The organism is Streptococcus sp. ACS2 (assembly GCF_000525585.1).
Taxonomy (GTDB): Bacteria; Bacillota; Bacilli; order Lactobacillales; family Streptococcaceae; genus Streptococcus.
In genome coordinates this window covers 1-20,782 of record NZ_JALT01000031.1, presented here as the reverse complement: position 1 = coordinate 20,782, position 20,782 = coordinate 1, and the positions used below count along the sequence as shown (strand labels likewise).

Here is a 20,782-nt window from a genome sequence, read left to right as displayed (position 1 = left end):
CATCATTAATCATTTAACAAAATAATTAATGAAGGGAATAGAATTTAATGATAAAATCAAGAAAAATTCTAGGATTTATAGGTCTAGTTTTAGCACTCTTTATGGGAGCTTTAGATGCCACGATTGTTAATATCGCCCTACCAAATATTATGGAAGACTTACATACAGGATTGACTGATACAAGTTGGGTAGCAACAATCTATGTTTTAGCAATGTCTGTATTTATTATTACTGTTTCAAAACTCGCTGATATCTACGGTAGAAAATTGGTTATGCTAATTGGTGTAGTCATATTTGGCAACTTCTCATTCGCATGTATGGTGGCTGATTCTTTATTACTCTTAATTATTTTTCGGTTCTTCCAAGGAATTGGAGGTGCCATATTAACTCCAATTGTTCTCCCCATGGGAATTGAACTACTTGGGAAAGAGAATACCAGCCGTATTACTGCTATTATGGGTACCTTCAGTGCCTTAGCTGCAGCGGGGGGACCAGTAATTGGTGGTTTAATTGTCCATTGGACAACATATCATTGGATTCTTGGTATTAATGTTCCAATCGCTATCTTTGCATTCTTGATGATCCTAGTAGGGACAAAAGAATCATATGATTTAAAAATTTCAAAGAATATTGACTGGCTAGGTATTATTTTTCTAACTTGTACTTTAGGTGGACTTATATTTGGTTTATTAGAAGGTCACGAGTATGGTTGGGCATCACAAACCATCATAGCTAGTTTTATTATTAGTGTTGTAGGCTTATTTTTCTTTTTTTTAACCGAAAGAAGAGTAAAATCACCTATCATTGACTTAAATTTATTCAAGGAAAGTACATTTACATCTTCAAGTCTTATTTATATGATTTTTGGATTTGCGATTATCGTACCTTCATTGATCTTAAACTATTTCTTGCAAAATGTTCGCAACTATTCTGCTTTGCATTCAGCATATCTTATTATTCCCACCTCTTTAGCTATCGTAGTAGGTATGCCGTTAGCAACTAAGATGTACCAAAAAATTAGTGCAAGATTGCTCATTAGTATCGGTTTGGTTATCACAGCAGGTGGATTATTTATGCTTAGTCTTATTCAGTATAATACCTCACAAAGCCTCATTGTTTGTTGTAATGTAATTATTGGTTTAGGACTAGGATTTATGGCAATGTCCTTAACATCATCAGTAAAATATTTACCAATTAATAAGGCTGGAATTGGGTCAGGTATCGTTAATGCTTCTAGATATATTGGGCAAGCCATTGGTGTGGCTCTCCTCGTTACCATTTTAAATAGTAATGTCAATATTGCTAAAACACAAATTAAGGAAACAGCGTATAACCAAATTGAAAAACGGGTTTTATCAACAGACGTAAAAAAAGTTGCTAAGAAGGAAATTTCAAAAACTTTCGATACGACTAAGAAAAATAATAGTATTTCAACCAAACAAAGTAATATGGTTGAGGCAATCAAAATAGCTGCTCAAAAAACAGATAATCTTCCAGAACCTAAAAAGGGGAGTAATTATAGAAAGATTTATGATGCAAATCAGTTATTAATCAATGGAGTTGAAACTGTTAGTTCAAGTGTCCCACAGTTATCAACTAGTTTAAAAACTATATCTGGAGACCAAGCTAAAGTTGGTACAGCGATTAAATTATTAGCTCAAAAGGATGAATTATCATCTGCTCTTAAAGTAATTGTCAAAGAAAAAAATGAGCAGTTAAGCAGGGCATTTGATAATGTATTTATTGTAGGAGCAATCATTGTATTGATATGTACTCCATTAGCTCTGATGACAGAAAAGCGAAAAGATGAATAACTAAGTTATTTTATAATAGGAAAAGCCAGTCTAAACTTTAGGCTGGCTCTTTTATATAATTTAAATAGTAAGTAAACAGATTTGGAACATAGAAAATCTTTTGTTCACTTATATTGTATTTTTAAGATGTAAAATTTTTCTTTCAAACCTCTCAAACCATCACTTGTCATTCACAATATTTGCAAAGGCTTCTTGGATGTCCTTATTATTGGTAGGGTACATATAATACATGTTTTCAGGATTCCCCTGATTTTGCATGGAAACTAGGACCACTGGTTGACCTTTATGGATGGTGAAATGGTAGAGAATCATGGCAGAACCTGAATACCCGTAGCTGTCTACAATGATATAGTCGGCTGTCCCTGTACCATCGTCAGAAAAGGCAACGTCTACCTTTTGTTGGTTGGTCATTGGGGCATTTTGTTCTGTCTTTTCACCTACAATAATGCGATTATTTTTAGCAAAAGACATGGCACCAAAGAAATCGTCACTTCCGTTAGGTGTTAGCCTTCTATAACTTTCTTGATTCATCTTGTGCCCAAACTCCACCATGTAACTTGCGAGCTTGGCAGCCTTGTCACTATTCCAAAGGGCTGTCGTATTGGTTGGGCTAGTCTGGCTGGACTGTCTCTTGCTTTTCACTCTGTAATAAGACGTGTAAACCACCCCTGGCCCAGCAGACTCTGGAATTTGAACCAAACGATCTGTGTCTTTGACAGAATTGTCCGGAGACGGTGCTGCTTGATTGGCTGGCACAGGCACAAAAGGATTGACCCCATGCCCTGGACCATTGTCCGCAAAATAAAACATAGGCTGACCATTGAAATCTTTAATGACAGTCTTGCCATCAGTACTTCCTGTCTCTTCAGACTTTGTGAGCCCTGACTTGGTAATGGTCACAACATGACCACCGTCAGAAACCCAGTCACCTTCGATGCTTGAAAAATCACCATTTCGAATAGCATCCACATCCATGGCAGGCGTTTTGACTTCTGATGAGGCATTCTGACTTTGAGAACTAGAGTTTGAAGACGACTCAGAAGCTCTGGAACTCGATTGTTTAGACTTGTCTGAGGAAGACGTTTGACCAGTCTGACTGCTTGACGAAGAGGCCGTAAGGGATGACGTTTGTTGAGCTTGTGAATGAAGGGAATGCCAAGCAAAAATGGCACCACCACCAAGAAGCGTCATACAAGAAACTGCAAGAACTGACGCTGCGACCTTATGAGTCACAACATACTGACTTAAGGTTTGCCAAAAGCTCTTCTTAGATGCTAACAATAAGCTCTCTACCTCTGCTCGATTGGCTAAGAGACTACCATTTTGTATCGCCTCATCGACCTCTGTCATCTTTGGGCGACGTCCATAAATCTTTATAAAATAGGTTAACCATTCTTCTGCTTTCATCTCATCTCCTTTTTGAAGCGTAATAATTTCATTTTAGCATAAATTAGGGATTCTGGTTGACTTGTAGAAAAGAAAAAACTGCAAGCAAGTAGCCGCAGTTAGTGTATAAACTTGATCATTATTTCTGACTATTTCCAAGTTTTTTAAGATAAGTATAGCCCAGATAGAAAAAGAAAAGCGCTAAAAGAATAAATAACCCCATGACGAGTTTGGTCCCACCTAATTGATAGGCAATGTAAACAAAAGTATTAACCTTAAGCTTACCACCCGTTTTTTCCAATAGCGAAAGGCTCTGTGAGTAATAGTGACCAAGCCAAATAGCTCCTAGCCCTAATAACGGATAAATAATGACACCCAAGATAGGGTTCTTTTTTAACAAATTATCTAACATACATCCCCCAATTTTTTTATGCTATAGTAATAGCTTACCAAAGAATGACTAGAAAAGCAAAGTGCCTCCCATTGCACAAAAATCGAAAGGAACCTAGCCAAGAAGCTGGTTCCATTGTAAATCTAAAAGACGACACGTGTTCCATGAACTTGCTCAAGACCAGCTATGGCAAGAAATTGGTCACGATTAGCCACAGAGATACCACCTCCTGCTAAAATATCCAACTGACCGTCTGCTAGCTGAACCAATTCTGCATAACGTTTCAAGCGTAAGTCTAGAGCAGTCTCAGGAGTTCCAGCACGGGTGAGCAGACGCGTCACTCCATTTTCCTTGAGCCACTGGATAGCACTAGGCTGAGCTGCTTTAGGGATTTGGTCAAAGGCCATATGCATGGTGACCTCTAGGCCTCGACCAGCATCTAGCAAGGTCTTTAGAGCTTTTGTATCGAGTTGGTTTTCTGAAGTCAAAGCACCTAGTGCAAAGCCGTCAACACCCAATTCACGCGCACACTTGATATCTTCTAGCATGATAGCTAATTCCTGCTGGCTATAGACAAAGTCGCCCCCTCGTGGACGAATCATCACAATCACCTTAGCCTGATAATCCTTGGCCAACTCAACAGCCGCCTTTATGACACCATAAGAAGGTGTCGTGCCTCCAACAGCCAGATTATCACACAACTCCACGCGTTGAGCACCGGCTTGAAAAGCTTTTTCTAAGTAAGTCACATTCTCTGCACAAAATTCATATATTGGCATACTGAACCTCCAATTAGTTGTAGTAGCAAGGTGGTTGGCTATCAGTTTCTCTTTTGATAACCCCATAACACTATAGCAAATGATAGCAATTGCCATAGAAGGATTCTCACAATCTGCAAACTATCTGCTTCAGAATTTGAAACCACATGAACTAGATTCGAAGCAAGATTGTTGAAAAAATGATCTCCTAACCCAAACCATAAGGAACCTGTCATTTTGTAGAGTAAGGACCATTTGATACTCATCATTCCTGCTAAGATAACATAGCCAATGCCCATGACGATGAGATTTACGAGTGACGACTCTCCTTGAAGATAATCTCTTAACGGCATTACCAAGTGCCATATTCCAAATAGGAAGGCTATAAAGAATAGACTCTTGCGGTACGAAATCCCTTCAAGAATTTTTGTGAAAAGGCCACGGAAAACTCCTTCTTCCATCCATACGTTTATCAGGTTAAACAACACACTTGAGAGAATAAGTGAGATTCCTGCTTGAGACACTTTTTCGTTTGTTAAGGAAAAACCACTGGCGTAAAACGATAAGTGAACATTGCCATGAAGAAACAAGAGAACAATGCACTCAATTGTATATGCAAAGACTGAACACACTAAACCAAAGAGTAGCCCCTTCCCTATACCACTCACTATTCCGTCAGGACTGAAACCAATATCTTTCCATCTTAAATTACAAATTGAAAGGACTCCCCACAGTAGAAGAATTCCAAAAAGTTTATGTAGAAAATTCTCAGATAAGAAGGTTTCATCCGTCCTAATATAGAAGTATTCAATTAGCCTTGCTACTGAGCAGATAACAAATATAATTGAACAACTTAAAATAGGTTTCTTTATTAGTTGATTTAGCATATCTTCCTTTCAAATAAGTCTTTTATAAAAGTTAATTTCAATATTTCACTCAGTCCAATTCCTTCTCTAGTTCTTTTAGAAAGGTGATTAAAAATTGATGGCGACTTTCTGCCATTTGTTTGGCAGTCTCCGTGTTCATTTCATCTTTTAAGAGGAGCAACTTGTCGTGGAAATGTTGGACGGTATCAGTAAGGGACCTCCCTTTGTGGCCACCATAGGAAAAAGTTCGCGCAATTCCTACAGCTCCTATCGCATCGAGGCGGTCTGCATCCTGGACAATCTTGCCTTCTAACGATTCTGGATGTTTACCGCGATTTTTGCTGAAAGAAACAGCATTGATTACCCGACAAATCTGGTCGATTTGGTTTTTAGGAGTAGCAATCTCTTCTAGAAACTTACGAGCATTCGCATTATTCTCTGTTTGAAATAATTTATCATCATCAGCATCGTGAAGAAGAGCCGACAAGCCCACTATCTCCAGATCACATGAACCTTCTGCTTGTGCGATTCTCATAGCATTGCTATAGACGCGGAGGGTATGCTCTACATCATGACCATCCGATCGATCAGCAAATAAGGTTTTCACATACTGCTTAGCAGCAAAAATTCGTTCTTCGATCATCGTTCTTGTCCTTTGTATAATCTGTGCACAGTTCTATCTATTCATTTGAACTAGTAATGGAGAGGTGCAGTTTACTTAAAAACCACCTCTCAGTGGTTACTACTTCTTCTTTTGTGGAAAAAGCGGGAGACCAAGTTTGGCAATCTTTTCCGCTGGGGTCTTCATGCCATCCTTGACCCATTTGGAAATCACTGAAACAATAGCCGAGCTCCAAAAGGAATTGAGGTAACTACCGGCACCATTTGATGAGCTACCATTTCGTTTTTCCAAAAAATCATAAACTGCCTTGGTCAATACCTGCTCAAAATTATAATCAATGGCAAGACTGATGATTTTGGCTTCTTTTTTGACTTCCTTAAGGAGATAAACCCAGACCTGATAGAGATCAGTCTTGAGATTATAGCCGTCCAAGGACTTAGTAATCTTTGCAATGCTAGACTCAAAAATAGATTTCAAAATTTCTTCCTTAGAACCATAATTGCGATAAAAGGCAGCACGAGATACACCCGCACGTTCAACAAGTTCCGATATGGTAATCTTTTTAAAGTCTTTTTTCTCCAACAATTGCAGGAGAGAAATTTCAATGGATTCTCGTGTAATTGCTTTATTTTCTTGGTTAAATCGTTTGAGATTTTCCAAGGATTTCTCTGAGATTTTTCTTTCTGCCATAACATTCACTTTCTATCTGTCACACCTGATGAGATCTGCTTTGATAGCAATGCACTTCATGATAAAATTGTAAAAGAAGACAAATAACTTGTCAATGTACATTATACAGATATGAGGTGTAACCTATGAAATGGAAAATTATTGCGGATTCAGGCTGTGACTACCGTTCTTTGGACAATCTGGCACCAGATACGGAGTTTGTCAGTGTTCCTTTGACTATCCAAGTGGGCGAAACCATTTACAGGGATGATGCCCAACTCAGTATTGATCAAATGATGGAGGAAATGTATGCGACTGTGACTGCTTCTAAGTCTGCCTGTCCGAGTCCTGATGATTATATGAAATCCTTTGAAGGAGCGAACAATATCGTCGTCGTGACGATTACTGGAACCCTTTCTGGTAGCTACAATAGTGCTGAAATCGCTAAGAAAATTTATCTGGAAGAGCATCCTGATACTAAGATTCACGTGATTGATAGCCTGTCAGCTGGTGGCGAGGTCGACCTTATCGTTCGTAAACTCAATCACTTAGTCGCTGAAGGCCTTGATTTTGACCAAGTCGTTGATGGCATCACAGCTTATCAAGCCAAGACTAAGTTGCTCTTTGTTTTAGCCAAAGTTGATAATTTGGTGAAGAATGGTCGTCTAAGTAAACTGGTTGGCACCGTTGTTGGACTCCTCAATATCCGTATGGTCGGTGAAGCTAGTAAGACAGGTACTCTTGAATTGCTTCAAAAAGCCAGAGGTCAAAAGAAAGCCATCAAAGCTGCCTTTGATGAACTCCTCAAGGCTGGTTATGCTGGAGGCCACATTACGATTGCCCACCGCAACAATGAAAAATTTATCGAGCAATTCTCTGAATTGGTTCGTGAAAAATTTGCCCAAGCAAGCATCGAAGTCCTTCCTACTTCTGGACTCTGTAGTTTTTATGCTGAAGAAGGCGGACTCCTTATGGGGTATGAAATTTAAGAAGACATTGAAAAGAGACTGGACTACATGTTCGGTCTTTTAAAAATCAGATTATGCTATTTGATAATCAGCAGAATAGGATTTTAAAACTAAAAATTCTTTCCTGACAATCCAACGTAACCGCTTTCATTATCCCCATCATTTATGGTAAGATGGAAGTGATGCATTAGTGTCATATGCCTATAAATTTAAATACCCTTATTAAACATGGAGATAGTTTATGAAACAGAAACATTCACATTTTCTAATCCCTGGAATCCTTCTTCTAGGGATCGTTTTGCGGGCCCCGTTCACAACCTTGTCTACGGTCTTATCAGACATTGCTTCTGGTCTAGGCGTTGAGGTCAGTTCTCTCGGTCTCTTGACAAGTCTCCCTCTCTTGACCTTTGCGATATTCTCACCTTTTGCGGCTAGCTGGGCCAAACGCTTTGGTATAGAAAGACTCTTCCTCGGTGTTTTAATTGTGATGACACTTGGTTCTGCTTTGCGTACCCTTAATCTCCCTCTTCTTTATGTGGGAACGCTGTTAGTCGGAGCTGGAATTGCCTTTATCAACGTCCTTCTCCCAAGCCTAATTCAGGCTAACGAGCCAAATCAGTTAGGATTCTTAACCACACTCTACATTACAGCCATGGGATTATCCACAGCCGTAGCTTCATCAGTTGCCGTTCCAATCACTAAGGCAACCTCATGGCAAGGTTTGGTCTGGGTATTGACCGCGGTCTGTGCCTTAGCTCTTGTAGTTTGGCTTCCTAATGTCCGTCACAATCATTACTTAGAACAAGAAACTTCTACCAGCGAAAATTCAGGCAGTTGGTATAAGAGTGGCAAGGTCTGGGCTATCATGATTTTCGGTGGATTACAATCACTCTTCTTCTATACCACTATCACTTGGCTCCCAACCATGGCTACACAAGCCGGTGTTGGTGATGCCAATGCCGGAATTCTAGCTTCCGTTTTCACACTGACGAGTATTCCATTCTCTATGATCGTTCCTAGCCTAATCACTAAACTTTCTGATCGTAACCGCCATTTGATGCTAGTGGCTACCGTCCTAGCAGGACTCATCGGAGTTTCCATGCTTCTAATCAATACAGACAGCTTTGTGTATTGGTTAGTCCTTAACCTCTTAATCGGAAGTTCTGCTAGTGTCCTATTCCCTTACATGATGGTTGCCTTTTCAATGAAGGCTAGCACGCCTGAAAAAACAGCCCAACTATCAGGTTTAGCCCAAACCGGAGGCTATATCTTTGCAGCCCTTGGTCCAGTCTTGTTCGGTTCAAGCAAACAACTCTTTAACTCTTGGACCCCTGCTGTTTTAATTCTTCTTGTCTTGACCATAATCATGGGAATTGCCCTTTACAAAGTTGAAAAAACAGACCTTATTTTGTAAGAGAAAAACTAATAAAAGAAAATGCCCCACAAGTTGTAGCTTGTGGGGTGTTATTTTGCGTGCGGCGAATGAATGCAACTTTTAAATACAAAGGTCGAAGTATTCGTATTTGTCTTTCGACAAGTTCCCTTAACCACAGAACCCTATTTCTCTAGCCAAAAGAACGCTTGGTTTAACATCTCTTTTGCTTGTCCAATCATACACGGTCCATGAGAAATAATAATATTCTTAGGTTCCCATTTCTTTATTTTGTGATAACTCCTCAAAGCTTGTTTTTTGCCAAATAAGAAACATATTCTTAAATCTCTTGGTGTTTTACCATTTGGATAGTGATTATCGCCTATTTTAAACAGTAGCTTTTCAAAAATCGATACATTCTCAGTTTCTATATTTTCAATAAGATCCGTTAAAATCAGAGTTGAACTTTCATTATGGAAAAAAACAACCTCTTTTACATAAAAACTTCCCTCAAATGTTGTAAAAAGAATTTCTTCGTTCCAATTGGCCTTGCTTAATTCCTGACCATAATCCAAACTCATTCCCGATTTTCTGGCACGCTTTTGAACACCACTAGCTAGCCAAACTTTTGCTTCAGGAAATAGTTGATGCCATTCATCTATATAACTATAATGTAAGACATTGGGGGCAATAAGGTGTTTTACCTCACCTAATTGCTTAATTTCAAAAAGCAAATTGTCACTAGGCTTAATCGGTGAATGCACCCAAATACCACCATTCTTCAAACGGATAACCGTCATTCTAGTTGAAAAAGGCACTTTGAAGAATTTGAAATCCATCAGTACTTCTTCCCCATCCACAATCCACAGGTTATCTGCTATCTTTTTTAAGGAATTGAGAGGACTATATTTTTTGACTTCCATGAAACTCTGCTTTCTAAATTAATAAAGTATAATCAATCGTTATTCTCCAAAAATGGAACAACCAACTTAATCCACTCTTGAGGTAGGTAGGCTGATAAATAGCCGTGGTTATAGCCCTTTGCTTCATACAAGATAGTATCGGGGTGCATCTGCTGAAATAATCTAGCTGATTCTTTAACACCGTTCAATTCTTTTTCGCCATAAATATAGAGAGCCTGTGCTTTACTTTTTGAAATCCTACTCTTCAACTTATAATGCCCCATATAAGTCTTATAGATAGTCACTAATGTTTTGTTAGGTGTCCTTGGCATATCCTCCATATAATAATCTTTTATCTCGTCTGGGTAAGCTAATTGGGGATAGAATTTATTCATTAAGCTTAACTGAAGTTTACAAGAGGATTTACTAATCATCAGTTTACCAAATAAAGATACCAACAAGATGCTAAATCTCGCCAACCTTGGTTGAGGAATACAGATACTTCCGTCTATGATGGCTTTCTCAGCTATATCGCTGTCTAAGGACAAAAGTTCCATAGCAATTTGACCTCCAAGTGAAACTCCACCTAAAGCAAACAGTTTTCCATCACAGTTTTGTCGAACATAATCTAGAATTTCCTGTGCCGAATCTTCCGTTGATATATAATCCTCTTGATACTCTTCTCCGTGTCCATTAAGTGTAGGTAAAATGACATGGTAATTATGAGACAGGAGACGAGCTTGTCTAAGATAATTCCACCAAGAGCTACCCCCACCATGTATCAATAAAATGGTAGGCAAATTTTTATCACCAAACTCATGAAATTTCATATTTGATACCCTCCAAAATGTCTCATATAGACAGTACTATATTTACTTGAAAGTCTATGTTCACCTTTATTATTCTACTATTTACTCTGCTTAGCTCTGTTACAAGTAAGAGAGACAATATCGCAACCTACCTAGTCAAGGCCAAATTCCTTTCTCGCATCAGCTAGAGAAGAGACTTTACCTTGAATAATTTCCTGATGCCCGACTAAAATTTTCTTTTTCAAATCCTCAAAAGCCACTTGATACGTTGCCTCTGGAAAATCACTAGACACATATTTGCTTTGGTTAACCATTATATTTTCCATTTTTCTAAGCGTTCTATTTTGTATATATTTATTGTAACATGAAGAAGAAATATGATTCAGATAAAAATATCAAATGACTTACCATAAAAAGCCCTGTCACCAAGGCTTTTCATTCTACACATTTTCTAGGCCTCACAAGCAGTGATACCGCTTCAACATGTCGTGCTAGTATACTCCTATACTATAAAACGAAAGAGAATTACACACTCAACTTAAACAACTTATAAAACTCACCTCTCCTATCCATCAAGTCGCCAAAAGAACCGTCTTCAACAATGACGCCAGCTTTCATAAAGAGAATTCTATCGTATCTTTTCAAAATGTTCTCATTCAACTTGTGGGTGACTACAAGTGCAGTTAAATCTTGAATATCCAAGATTGAATTTTCAATTTCAGTAGTTACTTGATTATCCAAAGATGAGGTTGCCTCGTCCAATAATAAGATTGGTGTTTTTCGAATCAAGGCACGCGCAATACTAAGTCTTTGTTTTTGTCCTCCAGATAGATTTGAACCATTCTCTCCACATAAAGTTTGTAGACCAGATTCATTTTCTAAAACATAACTTTCTAAACCTGACTGCTGTACAGCTTGATTTATTTCCTCATCAGTAAAGGATTGATTAAGAGTAATATTTGCTCTTAAAGTATCATCAAAGATATAAACGTCTTGTTGAACAATTGTCATTAAGTTATAAAGGCTCTCTGCTGAAATAGCTTGTATATCTTGATTATCAATTGAAATATGTCCACTTGTTACATCATAAAAACGCAGCAATAGATTGAGTAAAGTTGATTTTCCACTCCCTGACATTCCTACAATTGCAATTTTTTCCCCTTTTTGAATCTTCAAAGATAAATGATTAAAAATCTTTTCTTCAGTATTAGGATAAGAAAAATCTATATTTGAAAAAGAAATAACATCATCGAAATATTCTTTCGTTTTACCAGTTTGAAGTTCGATTACATCTTTTACCTCAAATGCATCTAGTGTTGCCTGACCTTCACGGAATTTACTCATTCCCATACCAACTTCATTTAGTGGCATTACTACAAAATTGACCAGTTGAACAATAGCTGTTACACTTCCAATTGTGGTATAGCCATTAAAAACAAGATACATTCCTCCACCAAAGGCTACTAAAAAAACAATCATCCCCGAAAGCTGCGAAATAACATTAGCTAAGACATCAAATTTTCCTTTCATAAAATATATCTCATCCAATTTTTCGCTTTCATTTCTGTAATCTTGACGGATAGCCTCTTTCACATTAAAACTTTTTATAACTAGAAACCCTGCTAAAATATCTTTAACCTTAGCTAAATACTTCTGATCGGCAATCATGGCACTCTTTTGAAGATAAGCTGATTTTTGTCCAATGAATCCAGAAATCATCATTGGAATAATGCTAGCAATGATAACCAATAAGGTCAAATACAAATTACCTATAAACATAGCTAGGAGCGAAAAAATCATTAAGGAAAGGTTTTTTGAAATATTAAAATACTGGTGTAGATAATCTTGCTCAATTTTCTTCATATTTTCGGTTAATACAGAAATAAATTTCCCTGATTTTTCTTTAGAAAAGTCTCTATAATCCCTATCTAAAATAGATTGGAACACCTTATTTTTGTATCTTGACATGATTTGCCTAACAAGTTTATTTTTCAATCGAAGAGATATAAAGTTGAGCCCTGCATATATGAAAATAACAATAGCTCCTACTAGTACCGCTTGAGTTAAGGCTTCTTTATTTTGAGACATGCCACTATCAATAATACCTTTAATAGCATAAGCAAAAGCAATATTAGTTAAAGGGACCAGTATATTAAATATCATGAAAGCATAAAAAGCCTTCTGATGGTTCTTTATCAATTGTTTCATCCTTAATCTACCTCATAATTCTTAATTTCATTTAGAAAATGTGACATAAAATATTCTTCTAAGTCAATATTCTCTCTCCTAATCTCTTTCATAGAGACCTGTTCTACAATTTTTCCATTTTTGATAAAACCAATTTTATCTGCTATCTGTGAAATTTCCGATAATATATGACTCGATATTAGTATTGTAATTCCATGCTCCTTAGAAAGCGACAACAAAAGATTTCGAATTTCTTGAATTCCTATTGGATCTAAACCATTGATTGGCTCATCTAAAATTAACAATTTAGGTTTTGTTAGAAAGGCACGAGCTAAACCAAGCCTTTGCCTCATTCCTAACGAAAAATCTTTTACTTTTTTAGTCGTATTTTTCAATCCGACCATTCTTAAAGATCTTATTATATCTGATTCAGTAATATTTTTCCCCATATACTGTGCGTGAATTTCCAGAATTTCTTTTGCAGTGCAATTATCATAAAAAATTGGTGATTCAATAATAGTTCCAATCTGACTTAGGATTTCTTCTCTGTGTTTTTGTAGATTTTTCCCAAAAATTTCAATACTACCTGATGTAATTGTTGATAAGGTTAACATGCATTTCATTAGCGTTGTTTTTCCAGCACCATTCGGTCCTAAAAAACCATAGATTTCTCCTTCAGCAATTTGAAGGTTGATACCACTCAAAATTTCTTCATTATCAATTGTTTTAAAAACTTCTTTTATTTCAACAATATTTCTCATTTCTATCTCTCTTTCTATATCTAGCTTTAAATGCAAGAATTTTTCTCCAGGAGCATAAATACTAACTTATACAGTCTCTTTTTTATAGAAATCATCAAGGAATTATAACTTCCTTCAATTAAACTCAGCTATACTACTTGATACTAATATCTTGTCTTGAAATATTATAAATTGAAAATGAAGTAATCATTAAACTTATGAAACTTACAAATATCAAAAAGAATAAGTTATCAGCAATATTATTAGATAAACTTCCTGGACTTACATTTGAAAGTAATGCTGCTAAACCAAGTCCTGTAAGCATTGTTATAGCTGTTGAATGCTTAATCATACCTAAAACAAATGGTAGTAATCCTATTAGTACTGTTCCAAATGTAACCCCAGCTAAGTTAATTAATTGATTAGCACCAGGGATATAACTAGATTCAGTGACAACAGCCATGAATCTAATGAATAATTGAATCACTAAATGTGCAGAAAAATGGGCAATAAATGATATCAGAATGACTGAAATAATTTTTCCCCATAGTAACTTTATTTTAGAAATAGGGTAAGAAAACAACTGAAAAATTGTTCTTCGTTTAAATTCATCAATAATAAACGTAGATAATAAATAAGATTCAAAAATCAAAAATGCTGCTTTTGTAAATAAAGATGAAAACAATGATGCTACAATTGCCCAACCTTCCCATTTACCAGTAATTCTAATAAGATTAGATTCCTGTCCAGTGAATTCTCCTAGTTTATTATCAGTACCTAACCCCATAATAATGATTGCTGTAATACCTAACACTATAAATAAGGTACATAACCAGGCTAAAAATAATTTAGATTTAGAAACTTTATTTAATTCAATTTTAATAAGCGACAACATAGATTCTTTCCTCCAAAATGTAAATAAAGAATAAACTATTCAGACTAATCTCAACAAATATTTAAAAATTAGCTTATTTTTCAGACAATGGCACTATACATACTATCGGTATGTATGTACTAAAAAAACAAACATACCTGCGGTATGTATAATAGATTTTTAATAACACACTTAAAGTATGTTATTTTTTAATTATCAAAATGTAAAATAGATTGTTCAATTGATAATACATAGATAGAAATTAGTATTAACAAGAATGTCATGGGACTACTTATTTACTATTTTTTTAAGTGATCAAATAAGTTGAAAATCACCTCCATCATTTCATCAGAAATTAACTGTACCCCTAGACCTTCAAAAGTAAGTTTAATGAAATTCATTTTGCTCTTTAATTCTACTAATGAAAAAACGGAAATTTGAAAACCAATCCAAATATTTAGAGTTAAAACAATTAAATCTGCTAGCTCTTCTGGATATTCTGTTTTAATAGACCCATCTTCAACTCCTTCGTAAACTTTTTCTCTAATTTCGGGTAAAAAATCAGAAAATAGACCTAGATACTGCTCCCCTAACAAACGTGGACTTCTTAGCATGATTGAGGCAGAGTATACGAGCCTTTGGTGTTCAAAATTAGAGAAAGAGTCCATCAAAGAATTTTGTATCTTTTCTAATCCAGTATTTCCTCTCCAATTATAATTTAAAATTTCTTGATTATTTTCGCTAATGATTGTTTGAAGTATATCATATTTAGACTCAAAATGATGATAGATAACACCTTTTGTTAATCCGCCTAAGCCATCTATGATATCTTGGATTGACGTATTATCAAATCCTTTTTCTAAAAATAAGTTTTTAGAGACCTCTAGTATTTTTTTTCTAGTTTCATGTGAGTTTCTATTCCTTGCCATTTTAGTCCCTTTCTATCATACCGATGGTATGTAATTCTATTGTAGTGGAAGCAACCAATAATGTCAAGTTCTTTATTGGAAAATGCAAAAAAAGCCTTAAAATCAAGGCTTTTGATTATCCCTTTTGTTACAAGGTTTCTAGGCTTTTACCAGCAAAGCTACACACTCGACGTGTGCTGAGAGCTTTCTTCTATACTAATAGACGAAAGGGTGTGAAAATGATTTTTAAATGATACTGTGGAACGGAACAGTAGCCCTAGTATTGACTACTGTCGTTTCTATTCATATTGGCTATTCTAGGACTGAGATGAAAAAATCTATAAATGCTCAGAATAAAATTGAACCCGCAAATCTCCCCAAAACAATGGTGAGTCATGTACTTGTATTATTCCGAAAAAATACACCTCTGGTGCAGTGAGACAAATTGGTGTATCTTATAGTGGCTTCGTAGATGAAAGCTATACTCTACTATCACTCTTTGATGATGTACTTCAGACAGCTATTGATGTTGTCAGAGAACAGTTTGGTTTTTTAGCCATACAAAAAGGAACCGTCCTAACTGAAGGTTCCAGAAATATTGAACGCAGTAAACTTATCGGTGGTCATTCCGCGGGTGGATTGGAGGGATTAAAATGAAACAAGAAAAAAATACAGTACAATTTTCAGAAATCCGTAGCAAAGGATGTAATGATATTGAAATGCTTGAAAGATTTTTACATGGAATCGTTGAAACAGCAACTTCAAAACTTCGTCAGAGAAAACTCAAAACAACTGAAATATCGATACGACTAGTACATGCTAAATCTGAAAACCGATTACCATTGGAATTTACATTTAGCATTAAGCCAACAAGCTCATCTGTGATAATCTATACTGAGGTAATCAATCGCTTTAAAGAATGTTACACAGGTGGGGGAATTCAAGGTTTTACGATTCAATTTGATAAAAATACCCTTGCCTCTGCATAGAAAGGATTTGATATGATTGACCGTTCATATTTACCATTTCAATCAGCAAGAGAGTACCAGGATACAAAGATGCAAAAATGGATGGGCTTTTTCCTATCTGAACATGCATCAGCACTCTCTGATGATACAAACAAAGTAACGTACATGTCTGACTTATCACTAGAGAAGAAATTATTACTCCTCAGTCAAGTATACGCCGGGCAGCTACGCACACGCATTCAAGTGATTGAAAAAAACAAGCGTGTTTCCTACACTGGAACAATACCAAGTCTGACCAAAGATTTCATTTTGATAAAAACTACAACAGGTCACATCAATTTGAAATTAAAAGACATTATTAGTATTGAACTTGTCGAGGAGGTGCTCTATGAATCAGCTTGAGTTTCAGCGTAATCACCTACAAATGGACTATTATAGCGAGAGCTACCAAGATTTTGAACGTGACTTCTACCGCTACTCTAACATGAATATTCCATTGACCTTCCTAACTGATGATATCCTAAAAACAATGGCGACTTCACGTAAGAATTACTTTGTCCTCAATAAGGAAAAGTCCAGAGATAACCGCGATCACTTCTTCATATTTGAAGTAAGTACCGTAGATGAGAATCCGCTAATCTATCATTATACATATAAGAAAACTACAATATATTTAGCAGAAAAATAGGAGCAGTTCAATTGACTGTTCCTATTTTTAATATTCATAAAATCTAAAGTCTTTATACTCTTTAACAATGGAGTCGCCAACCAGAACAGACTATACTGACCAGCGACTACCTTAAATTTAATGTTTCAGATTTATTTTCTTATCTCTAATTTCATAAACTACATCTGCTACATTTTCGAGTAATCGTTTATCGTGGGTGATAAACACGATAGTTCCGGTGTACTCCTTCATTAGTATTTCCAAAGCCTCTAAACTTGGTATGTCAAGGAAGTTACTGGGTTCATCCATTATTAGGATGTTATATCTACCCATGAGCATTTTAGCAAGCAACAATTTTATAATTTCTCCACCGCTTAAAACAGATAAACTTTTTCCAATATCGTTCTGTTTGAACCCCATAGATGCTAGCACTGAACGAATTTCTGATATATTGTAGTCACAATCCTTCTGCATAAACTCCATAACATTCTGATTACTGTTGTACTTGTAACCATTCTGTGCAAAGTAACCTATTTTTGCCTTAGGCGAAATAGAAATTCCTTCTTCATGGTTTAAGATCATTTGGATTAAAGTTGTTTTTCCGATTCCATTACCACCAGTTAACGCCACTTTTGCTCCTAACGGAATTTGAAAAGATGCATTTTCAAACAGAGCCTTATCCCCAAATACTTTATTAATTTCTGCACCGACTATAGGGTATGGATTATGGAGCTCCAATGCTTTACTTTGCCTGAAACGAATTCTGCGAATGCCTTCCGGAGCTTCTACTTTTCCTAAGGCCGCAATCCTGTGCTCTAGGGTTTTAGCAGCATTATACATCTTTTTTTCCTTACTTCCTATTGATTTTTGATGAGCTAAACGCCCTCCGTCTTCAGTACTTTTTTTCTTTGAAGAACCTTTTGCCTTCTGTTCTATTTTACGAGCCTGTTTTCGCTTTTCCTCCGCAGCCCTTTCCAATCGGGCACGTTCCGCAATAAATTGTTCGTATTCTGCAGCTTGGCTCTTACGTTCTTCCTCTTTCTGACGAAGATAATCAGAATAGTTTCCCCAATACTCAGTGATTTTGCCATCTTTCAGTTCCCATATTTTATCTACTATTTCATCAAGAAAATAGCGGTCATGGCTAATAACTAACAGTGCACCTGTAAAATATTTTAGCTGTCCTATTAGAAAATCAATTCCTTCACGGTCTAAATGGCTCGTAGGTTCATCCGCTAAAATACCATGAACCTGTGCCGATAAGGCCTGTGCTATTTTAAGCCTTGTTTCTTCACCACCGCTCATAGTCTGTATATTTAATTGCTCAACACCTAGCTTGCCTACAAGTGCAAAATCTTTTTCCTCCTGCAGAGTTACTTCGTCCAACTGGGGAATATAGGCAAGTTCACCCAGACGATTCATTTTACATCCTGGGGGAGTTAATTCTCCTAAAAGTACCCTGAGTAAAGTGCTTTTTCCAGCACCATTTGCTCCTACTAAACCAATACGGTCATAATCATATACTTCTAATTCATTTATATCTAAAACATCGCGTCCTTTGAATTCCACACGAATGTCTTTTGCTTTTAATATTAATTCCATAACATTTCCTCCTGTCTATAATCGCATGCTTTCATTTGCTTGTATGCAGGGAAAACCCTGCGATTTTAGCAGGAAGAGTTACATGAAAATAAGATACATAAATATTCCTCCAATATTGTTTATTTTAAATCTAATTTTCTAACCTCAGTTATCATTTGGCAAACTATAGCAATGCCAATAATTAAAATACCTGATAGTAAAAACCAATGATTTACACCGATTTTATCAGCAAAGAATCCAGAAAGAATTAACCCAATTGGCATAGCAAGTGACATGATACTTCCGATCAAAGAAAATACACGTCCTAAATATTCAGGCTTAATTTTCTCCTGAAAAAGAGCTGTTTGCACACCGCTATAAAATGGCACCGAAAGCCCCATTATTGCACAGCAAACTACGAATATTACAAATCCATTTGGAGGAAGTATTCCCGAAACGGCTAAACTGGTCCCCATTATAAAAAATGAACTTGTTATTAGTAATACATGCTTTTCGAAGCCCCCTAATCTTCCTAATAATAAGCCTCCTGCTAGCATCCCAAATGCAAAGGAAATTTCCGTAATAGAAATATGCACAGGCGTTCCATTAAAGTGTTCCATGCTTATTAAAGGAAATAGTGCATTGATTGGCATATAAACAAAAGTATATAGTGTTCCTAAGAGTAATAAGGCAAACAATCCTTTGTTTTGTCTCAGAACCACAACTCCTTCTTTCATCTCCCTTATGAAATTTGGTTCTAAACTTTGCACTTGATTACCCAGCTTAGGTATACGTACAATTGCTACCGTAATAGATGCAATCACAGCACCCAATACGTCGATGGCAATAATAGCATTTAAATCCCAAACGGAGTATAAGAGTGCTGCAACTGCCGGACTAACAATATAGCTTATAGACTGCAAAGACTGACTATAGCCTGCGCATTTCGTTAGCTGTTCTTCTGGTACTAAAAGTGGTGTAACCGCATTGAGTGCTGGGGTATGAAAAGCTGTTCCAATGCTACGGATAAACAATACTATCATAATCATCCAGACAGGTAGCTCCATACAGAATGCAACAATAGCAAGCACTGCACCAGCTGCTGCGATAATTAAATCGGCACCAATCATTATCTTCTTCCTATCATGACGATCCACTAGCACACCAATGGCAGGTCCCAAAATCGCATAGGGTAAAAAACCTACTAATGAAGCCATAGACAAGACCATCGCAGATCCTGTTTTTTCTGTAAGGTAAAAAATAATCGCCATTTGCAGGATGGCACTAGTGATTAATGATACTGCTTGCCCTGCCCATATTGCATAAAATTTTCGTTTCCAATTGTTGTATTTTTCCATTTATATTATCTCCTGCATATTATTTTGCTTGAATTTCTATTTTGAATAGCATTCTAGGCAATAAAAAATGCAGGCCAAACCCCACAATGTGGCTTTTGGTCTGCATACATACAATTTGGAAACATTCATATTAAAGACATAGTTAAATAAAGGTATAGTTAAATAACCAATATCCTCACCGTAACTAATGAATGCTCAATATCGTATAAATAAGCACAACAAAAAAGCCTATCATCGGGTATAGATTCTGCTTTTTTTATTGCCAGCTTATCTTAAACGCATTGAGGCTGTCATAGTTTCGGTTCCTCCTACATCTTTGTTTATATCAATTTATAGTATAACACAACAAGATGATATGTTCAATATAAAAGTTATGGAATGAGACTCATACTTCCAATTCGATGCCAGATTTAAAGGATATGACGAAGTTTTCTTCATAGACTGTAACGCTCTGGATTATCTTCCTTAGTAGCAAGCGATTAGCTTTCACAAAATCTTCTGTTTGTAGTTTTAAAAATTCATCAGGATTTTCTAACTCAACCTCAAAATATTTCATTTTACATTCCCTCATTTCATTTATTGATAAATTGAGTTTGCAAAAAAGAGTGGACAATTTTTGTCTACTCTTAACCTTTAAAATAGTTTTTTTTAATCGATTTGAAGTTGCCTAAATTATTACTTATTCGGTAAAATGAAGTATTGCTTTCAACAGATTTCCTTCAACTACACTTCACTTGATTCAAACAAGGTGGGTACATTTCTATTCCCACAAACTCCTTGTCAATGGAAACAAACACGTACCCACAGGGTAAATGGAAATAGAAACTGATAATTTCTAGCTATCACTTCTACTCATTCCAAAAATTTTCTCACTCTGATACTTACCCACCATAAAGCAAAAAGCCTTGCAATCAAGGCTTTTCATTATCCCTTTCGTTCAAA

23 protein-coding genes are annotated in these 20,782 nt (G+C 36.2%); 7 read left to right on the top strand and 16 right to left on the bottom strand.

Annotation, left to right across the window (positions count from 1 at the left end; all coding sequences use genetic code 11):
- The first annotated feature begins 47 nt into the window (after positions 1-47).
- Positions 48-1,814, top strand: coding sequence for a DHA2 family efflux MFS transporter permease subunit (locus HMPREF1517_RS06415; RefSeq protein WP_037600291.1), 1,767 nt, complete (start codon positions 48-50; stop codon positions 1,812-1,814).
- A 159-nt stretch (positions 1,815-1,973) separates the two neighbouring features.
- On the opposite strand, the gene HMPREF1517_RS06410 is transcribed toward HMPREF1517_RS06415, so the two are convergent.
- The 6 genes from HMPREF1517_RS06410 to HMPREF1517_RS06385 all read right to left on the bottom strand — a co-directional run bounded on the left by HMPREF1517_RS06410 (position 1,974) and on the right by HMPREF1517_RS06385 (position 6,527).
- Positions 1,974-3,221: a DUF4767 domain-containing protein gene (locus HMPREF1517_RS06410; protein ID WP_037600288.1), complete on the bottom strand. Its 1,248-nt coding sequence runs from the start codon at positions 3,219-3,221 to the stop codon at positions 1,974-1,976.
- Between the two features lie 118 nt (positions 3,222-3,339).
- Positions 3,340-3,612 carry a hypothetical protein gene (locus HMPREF1517_RS06405; RefSeq protein ID WP_021144457.1) on the bottom strand — a complete coding sequence of 91 codons (273 nt, stop codon included), beginning with the start codon at positions 3,610-3,612 and terminating at the stop codon, positions 3,340-3,342.
- Positions 3,613-3,734: 122 nt separating this feature from the next.
- The gene (locus HMPREF1517_RS06400) at positions 3,735-4,370 is read right to left on the bottom strand and encodes a copper homeostasis protein CutC (RefSeq protein ID WP_021144458.1); all 636 of its coding nucleotides are present in this window, start codon (positions 4,368-4,370) and stop codon (positions 3,735-3,737) included.
- A gap of 41 nt (positions 4,371-4,411) precedes the next feature.
- On the bottom strand, positions 4,412-5,236 hold the full coding sequence (locus tag HMPREF1517_RS06395; RefSeq protein WP_037600285.1) for a CPBP family intramembrane glutamic endopeptidase: 825 nt from the start codon (positions 5,234-5,236) through the stop codon (positions 4,412-4,414).
- 49 nt (positions 5,237-5,285) lie between these two features.
- A complete protein-coding gene (locus HMPREF1517_RS06390) occupies positions 5,286-5,858 on the bottom strand; it encodes an HD domain-containing protein (protein WP_037600282.1) in 573 nt (190 codons plus the stop codon).
- A gap of 99 nt (positions 5,859-5,957) precedes the next feature.
- Positions 5,958-6,527 (bottom strand): TetR/AcrR family transcriptional regulator, encoded by a 570-nt coding sequence (locus HMPREF1517_RS06385; RefSeq protein WP_021144459.1) that lies wholly within the window; start codon positions 6,525-6,527, stop codon positions 5,958-5,960.
- Between the two features lie 125 nt (positions 6,528-6,652).
- Here HMPREF1517_RS06385 and HMPREF1517_RS06380 point away from each other — a divergent pair, with 125 nt between their 5' ends.
- Positions 6,653-7,495: a DegV family protein gene (locus HMPREF1517_RS06380; RefSeq protein WP_037600279.1), complete on the top strand. Its 843-nt coding sequence runs from the start codon at positions 6,653-6,655 to the stop codon at positions 7,493-7,495.
- 220 nt (positions 7,496-7,715) lie between these two features.
- Positions 7,716-8,888 carry a CynX/NimT family MFS transporter gene (locus HMPREF1517_RS06375; RefSeq protein ID WP_037600276.1) on the top strand — a complete coding sequence of 391 codons (1,173 nt, stop codon included), beginning with the start codon at positions 7,716-7,718 and terminating at the stop codon, positions 8,886-8,888.
- Positions 8,889-9,031: 143 nt separating this feature from the next.
- On the opposite strand, the gene HMPREF1517_RS06370 is transcribed toward HMPREF1517_RS06375, so the two are convergent.
- The 7 genes from HMPREF1517_RS06370 to HMPREF1517_RS06340 all read right to left on the bottom strand — a co-directional run bounded on the left by HMPREF1517_RS06370 (position 9,032) and on the right by HMPREF1517_RS06340 (position 15,287).
- The gene (locus HMPREF1517_RS06370; protein WP_037600273.1) at positions 9,032-9,769 is read right to left on the bottom strand and encodes a DUF4336 domain-containing protein; all 738 of its coding nucleotides are present in this window, start codon (positions 9,767-9,769) and stop codon (positions 9,032-9,034) included.
- A 32-nt stretch (positions 9,770-9,801) separates the two neighbouring features.
- Positions 9,802-10,578, bottom strand: coding sequence for an alpha/beta hydrolase (locus HMPREF1517_RS06365; protein WP_037600270.1), 777 nt, complete (start codon positions 10,576-10,578; stop codon positions 9,802-9,804).
- Positions 10,579-10,709: 131 nt separating this feature from the next.
- Positions 10,710-10,883: a hypothetical protein gene (locus tag HMPREF1517_RS10790; RefSeq protein WP_002890505.1), complete on the bottom strand. Its 174-nt coding sequence runs from the start codon at positions 10,881-10,883 to the stop codon at positions 10,710-10,712.
- A gap of 199 nt (positions 10,884-11,082) precedes the next feature.
- Positions 11,083-12,765, bottom strand: a complete 1,683-nt coding sequence (locus tag HMPREF1517_RS06355; RefSeq protein WP_037600267.1) for an ABC transporter ATP-binding protein — start codon at positions 12,763-12,765, stop codon at positions 11,083-11,085.
- A gap of 2 nt (positions 12,766-12,767) precedes the next feature.
- Positions 12,768-13,505, bottom strand: coding sequence for an ABC transporter ATP-binding protein (locus HMPREF1517_RS06350; RefSeq protein ID WP_037600265.1), 738 nt, complete (start codon positions 13,503-13,505; stop codon positions 12,768-12,770).
- 133 nt (positions 13,506-13,638) lie between these two features.
- A complete protein-coding gene (locus tag HMPREF1517_RS06345; protein ID WP_037600263.1) occupies positions 13,639-14,379 on the bottom strand; it encodes an ABC transporter permease in 741 nt (246 codons plus the stop codon).
- A 278-nt stretch (positions 14,380-14,657) separates the two neighbouring features.
- On the bottom strand, positions 14,658-15,287 hold the full coding sequence (locus HMPREF1517_RS06340; RefSeq protein WP_037600261.1) for a TetR/AcrR family transcriptional regulator: 630 nt from the start codon (positions 15,285-15,287) through the stop codon (positions 14,658-14,660).
- Between the two features lie 414 nt (positions 15,288-15,701).
- Between HMPREF1517_RS06340 and HMPREF1517_RS06330 the strand changes: the two genes are divergently transcribed.
- The 4 genes from HMPREF1517_RS06330 to HMPREF1517_RS06315 are packed head-to-tail and all read left to right on the top strand — an operon-like array spanning position 15,702 to position 16,922.
- Positions 15,702-15,923 (top strand): hypothetical protein, encoded by a 222-nt coding sequence (locus tag HMPREF1517_RS06330; RefSeq protein WP_037600259.1) that lies wholly within the window; start codon positions 15,702-15,704, stop codon positions 15,921-15,923.
- Positions 15,920-16,255, top strand: coding sequence for a DinB/UmuC family translesion DNA polymerase (locus HMPREF1517_RS06325; protein WP_000806926.1), 336 nt, complete (start codon positions 15,920-15,922; stop codon positions 16,253-16,255). The genes HMPREF1517_RS06330 and HMPREF1517_RS06325 overlap by 4 nt, the downstream gene beginning before the upstream one ends.
- A gap of 12 nt (positions 16,256-16,267) precedes the next feature.
- Positions 16,268-16,636: a hypothetical protein gene (locus tag HMPREF1517_RS06320; RefSeq protein ID WP_000567222.1), complete on the top strand. Its 369-nt coding sequence runs from the start codon at positions 16,268-16,270 to the stop codon at positions 16,634-16,636.
- Positions 16,623-16,922: a DUF5960 family protein gene (locus HMPREF1517_RS06315; protein ID WP_001072467.1), complete on the top strand. Its 300-nt coding sequence runs from the start codon at positions 16,623-16,625 to the stop codon at positions 16,920-16,922. Before HMPREF1517_RS06320 ends, HMPREF1517_RS06315 begins: the two co-directional genes overlap by 14 nt.
- 117 nt (positions 16,923-17,039) lie before the next feature.
- Here the strand turns inward: HMPREF1517_RS06315 and msr(D) are convergent, their stop codons facing one another.
- The 3 genes from msr(D) to HMPREF1517_RS06300 form a co-directional block, all read right to left on the bottom strand.
- Entirely contained in the window at positions 17,040-18,503 is a 1,464-nt protein-coding gene (gene msr(D), locus HMPREF1517_RS06310; RefSeq protein WP_000420313.1) for an ABC-F type ribosomal protection protein Msr(D), read from the bottom strand.
- 119 nt (positions 18,504-18,622) lie between these two features.
- Entirely contained in the window at positions 18,623-19,840 is a 1,218-nt protein-coding gene (gene mef(A), locus HMPREF1517_RS06305) for a macrolide efflux MFS transporter Mef(A) (protein ID WP_000417519.1), read from the bottom strand.
- Between the two features lie 385 nt (positions 19,841-20,225).
- Positions 20,226-20,396 carry a hypothetical protein gene (locus HMPREF1517_RS06300; RefSeq protein ID WP_000873143.1) on the bottom strand — a complete coding sequence of 57 codons (171 nt, stop codon included), beginning with the start codon at positions 20,394-20,396 and terminating at the stop codon, positions 20,226-20,228.
- Between the last annotated feature and the right edge of the window lie 386 nt (positions 20,397-20,782).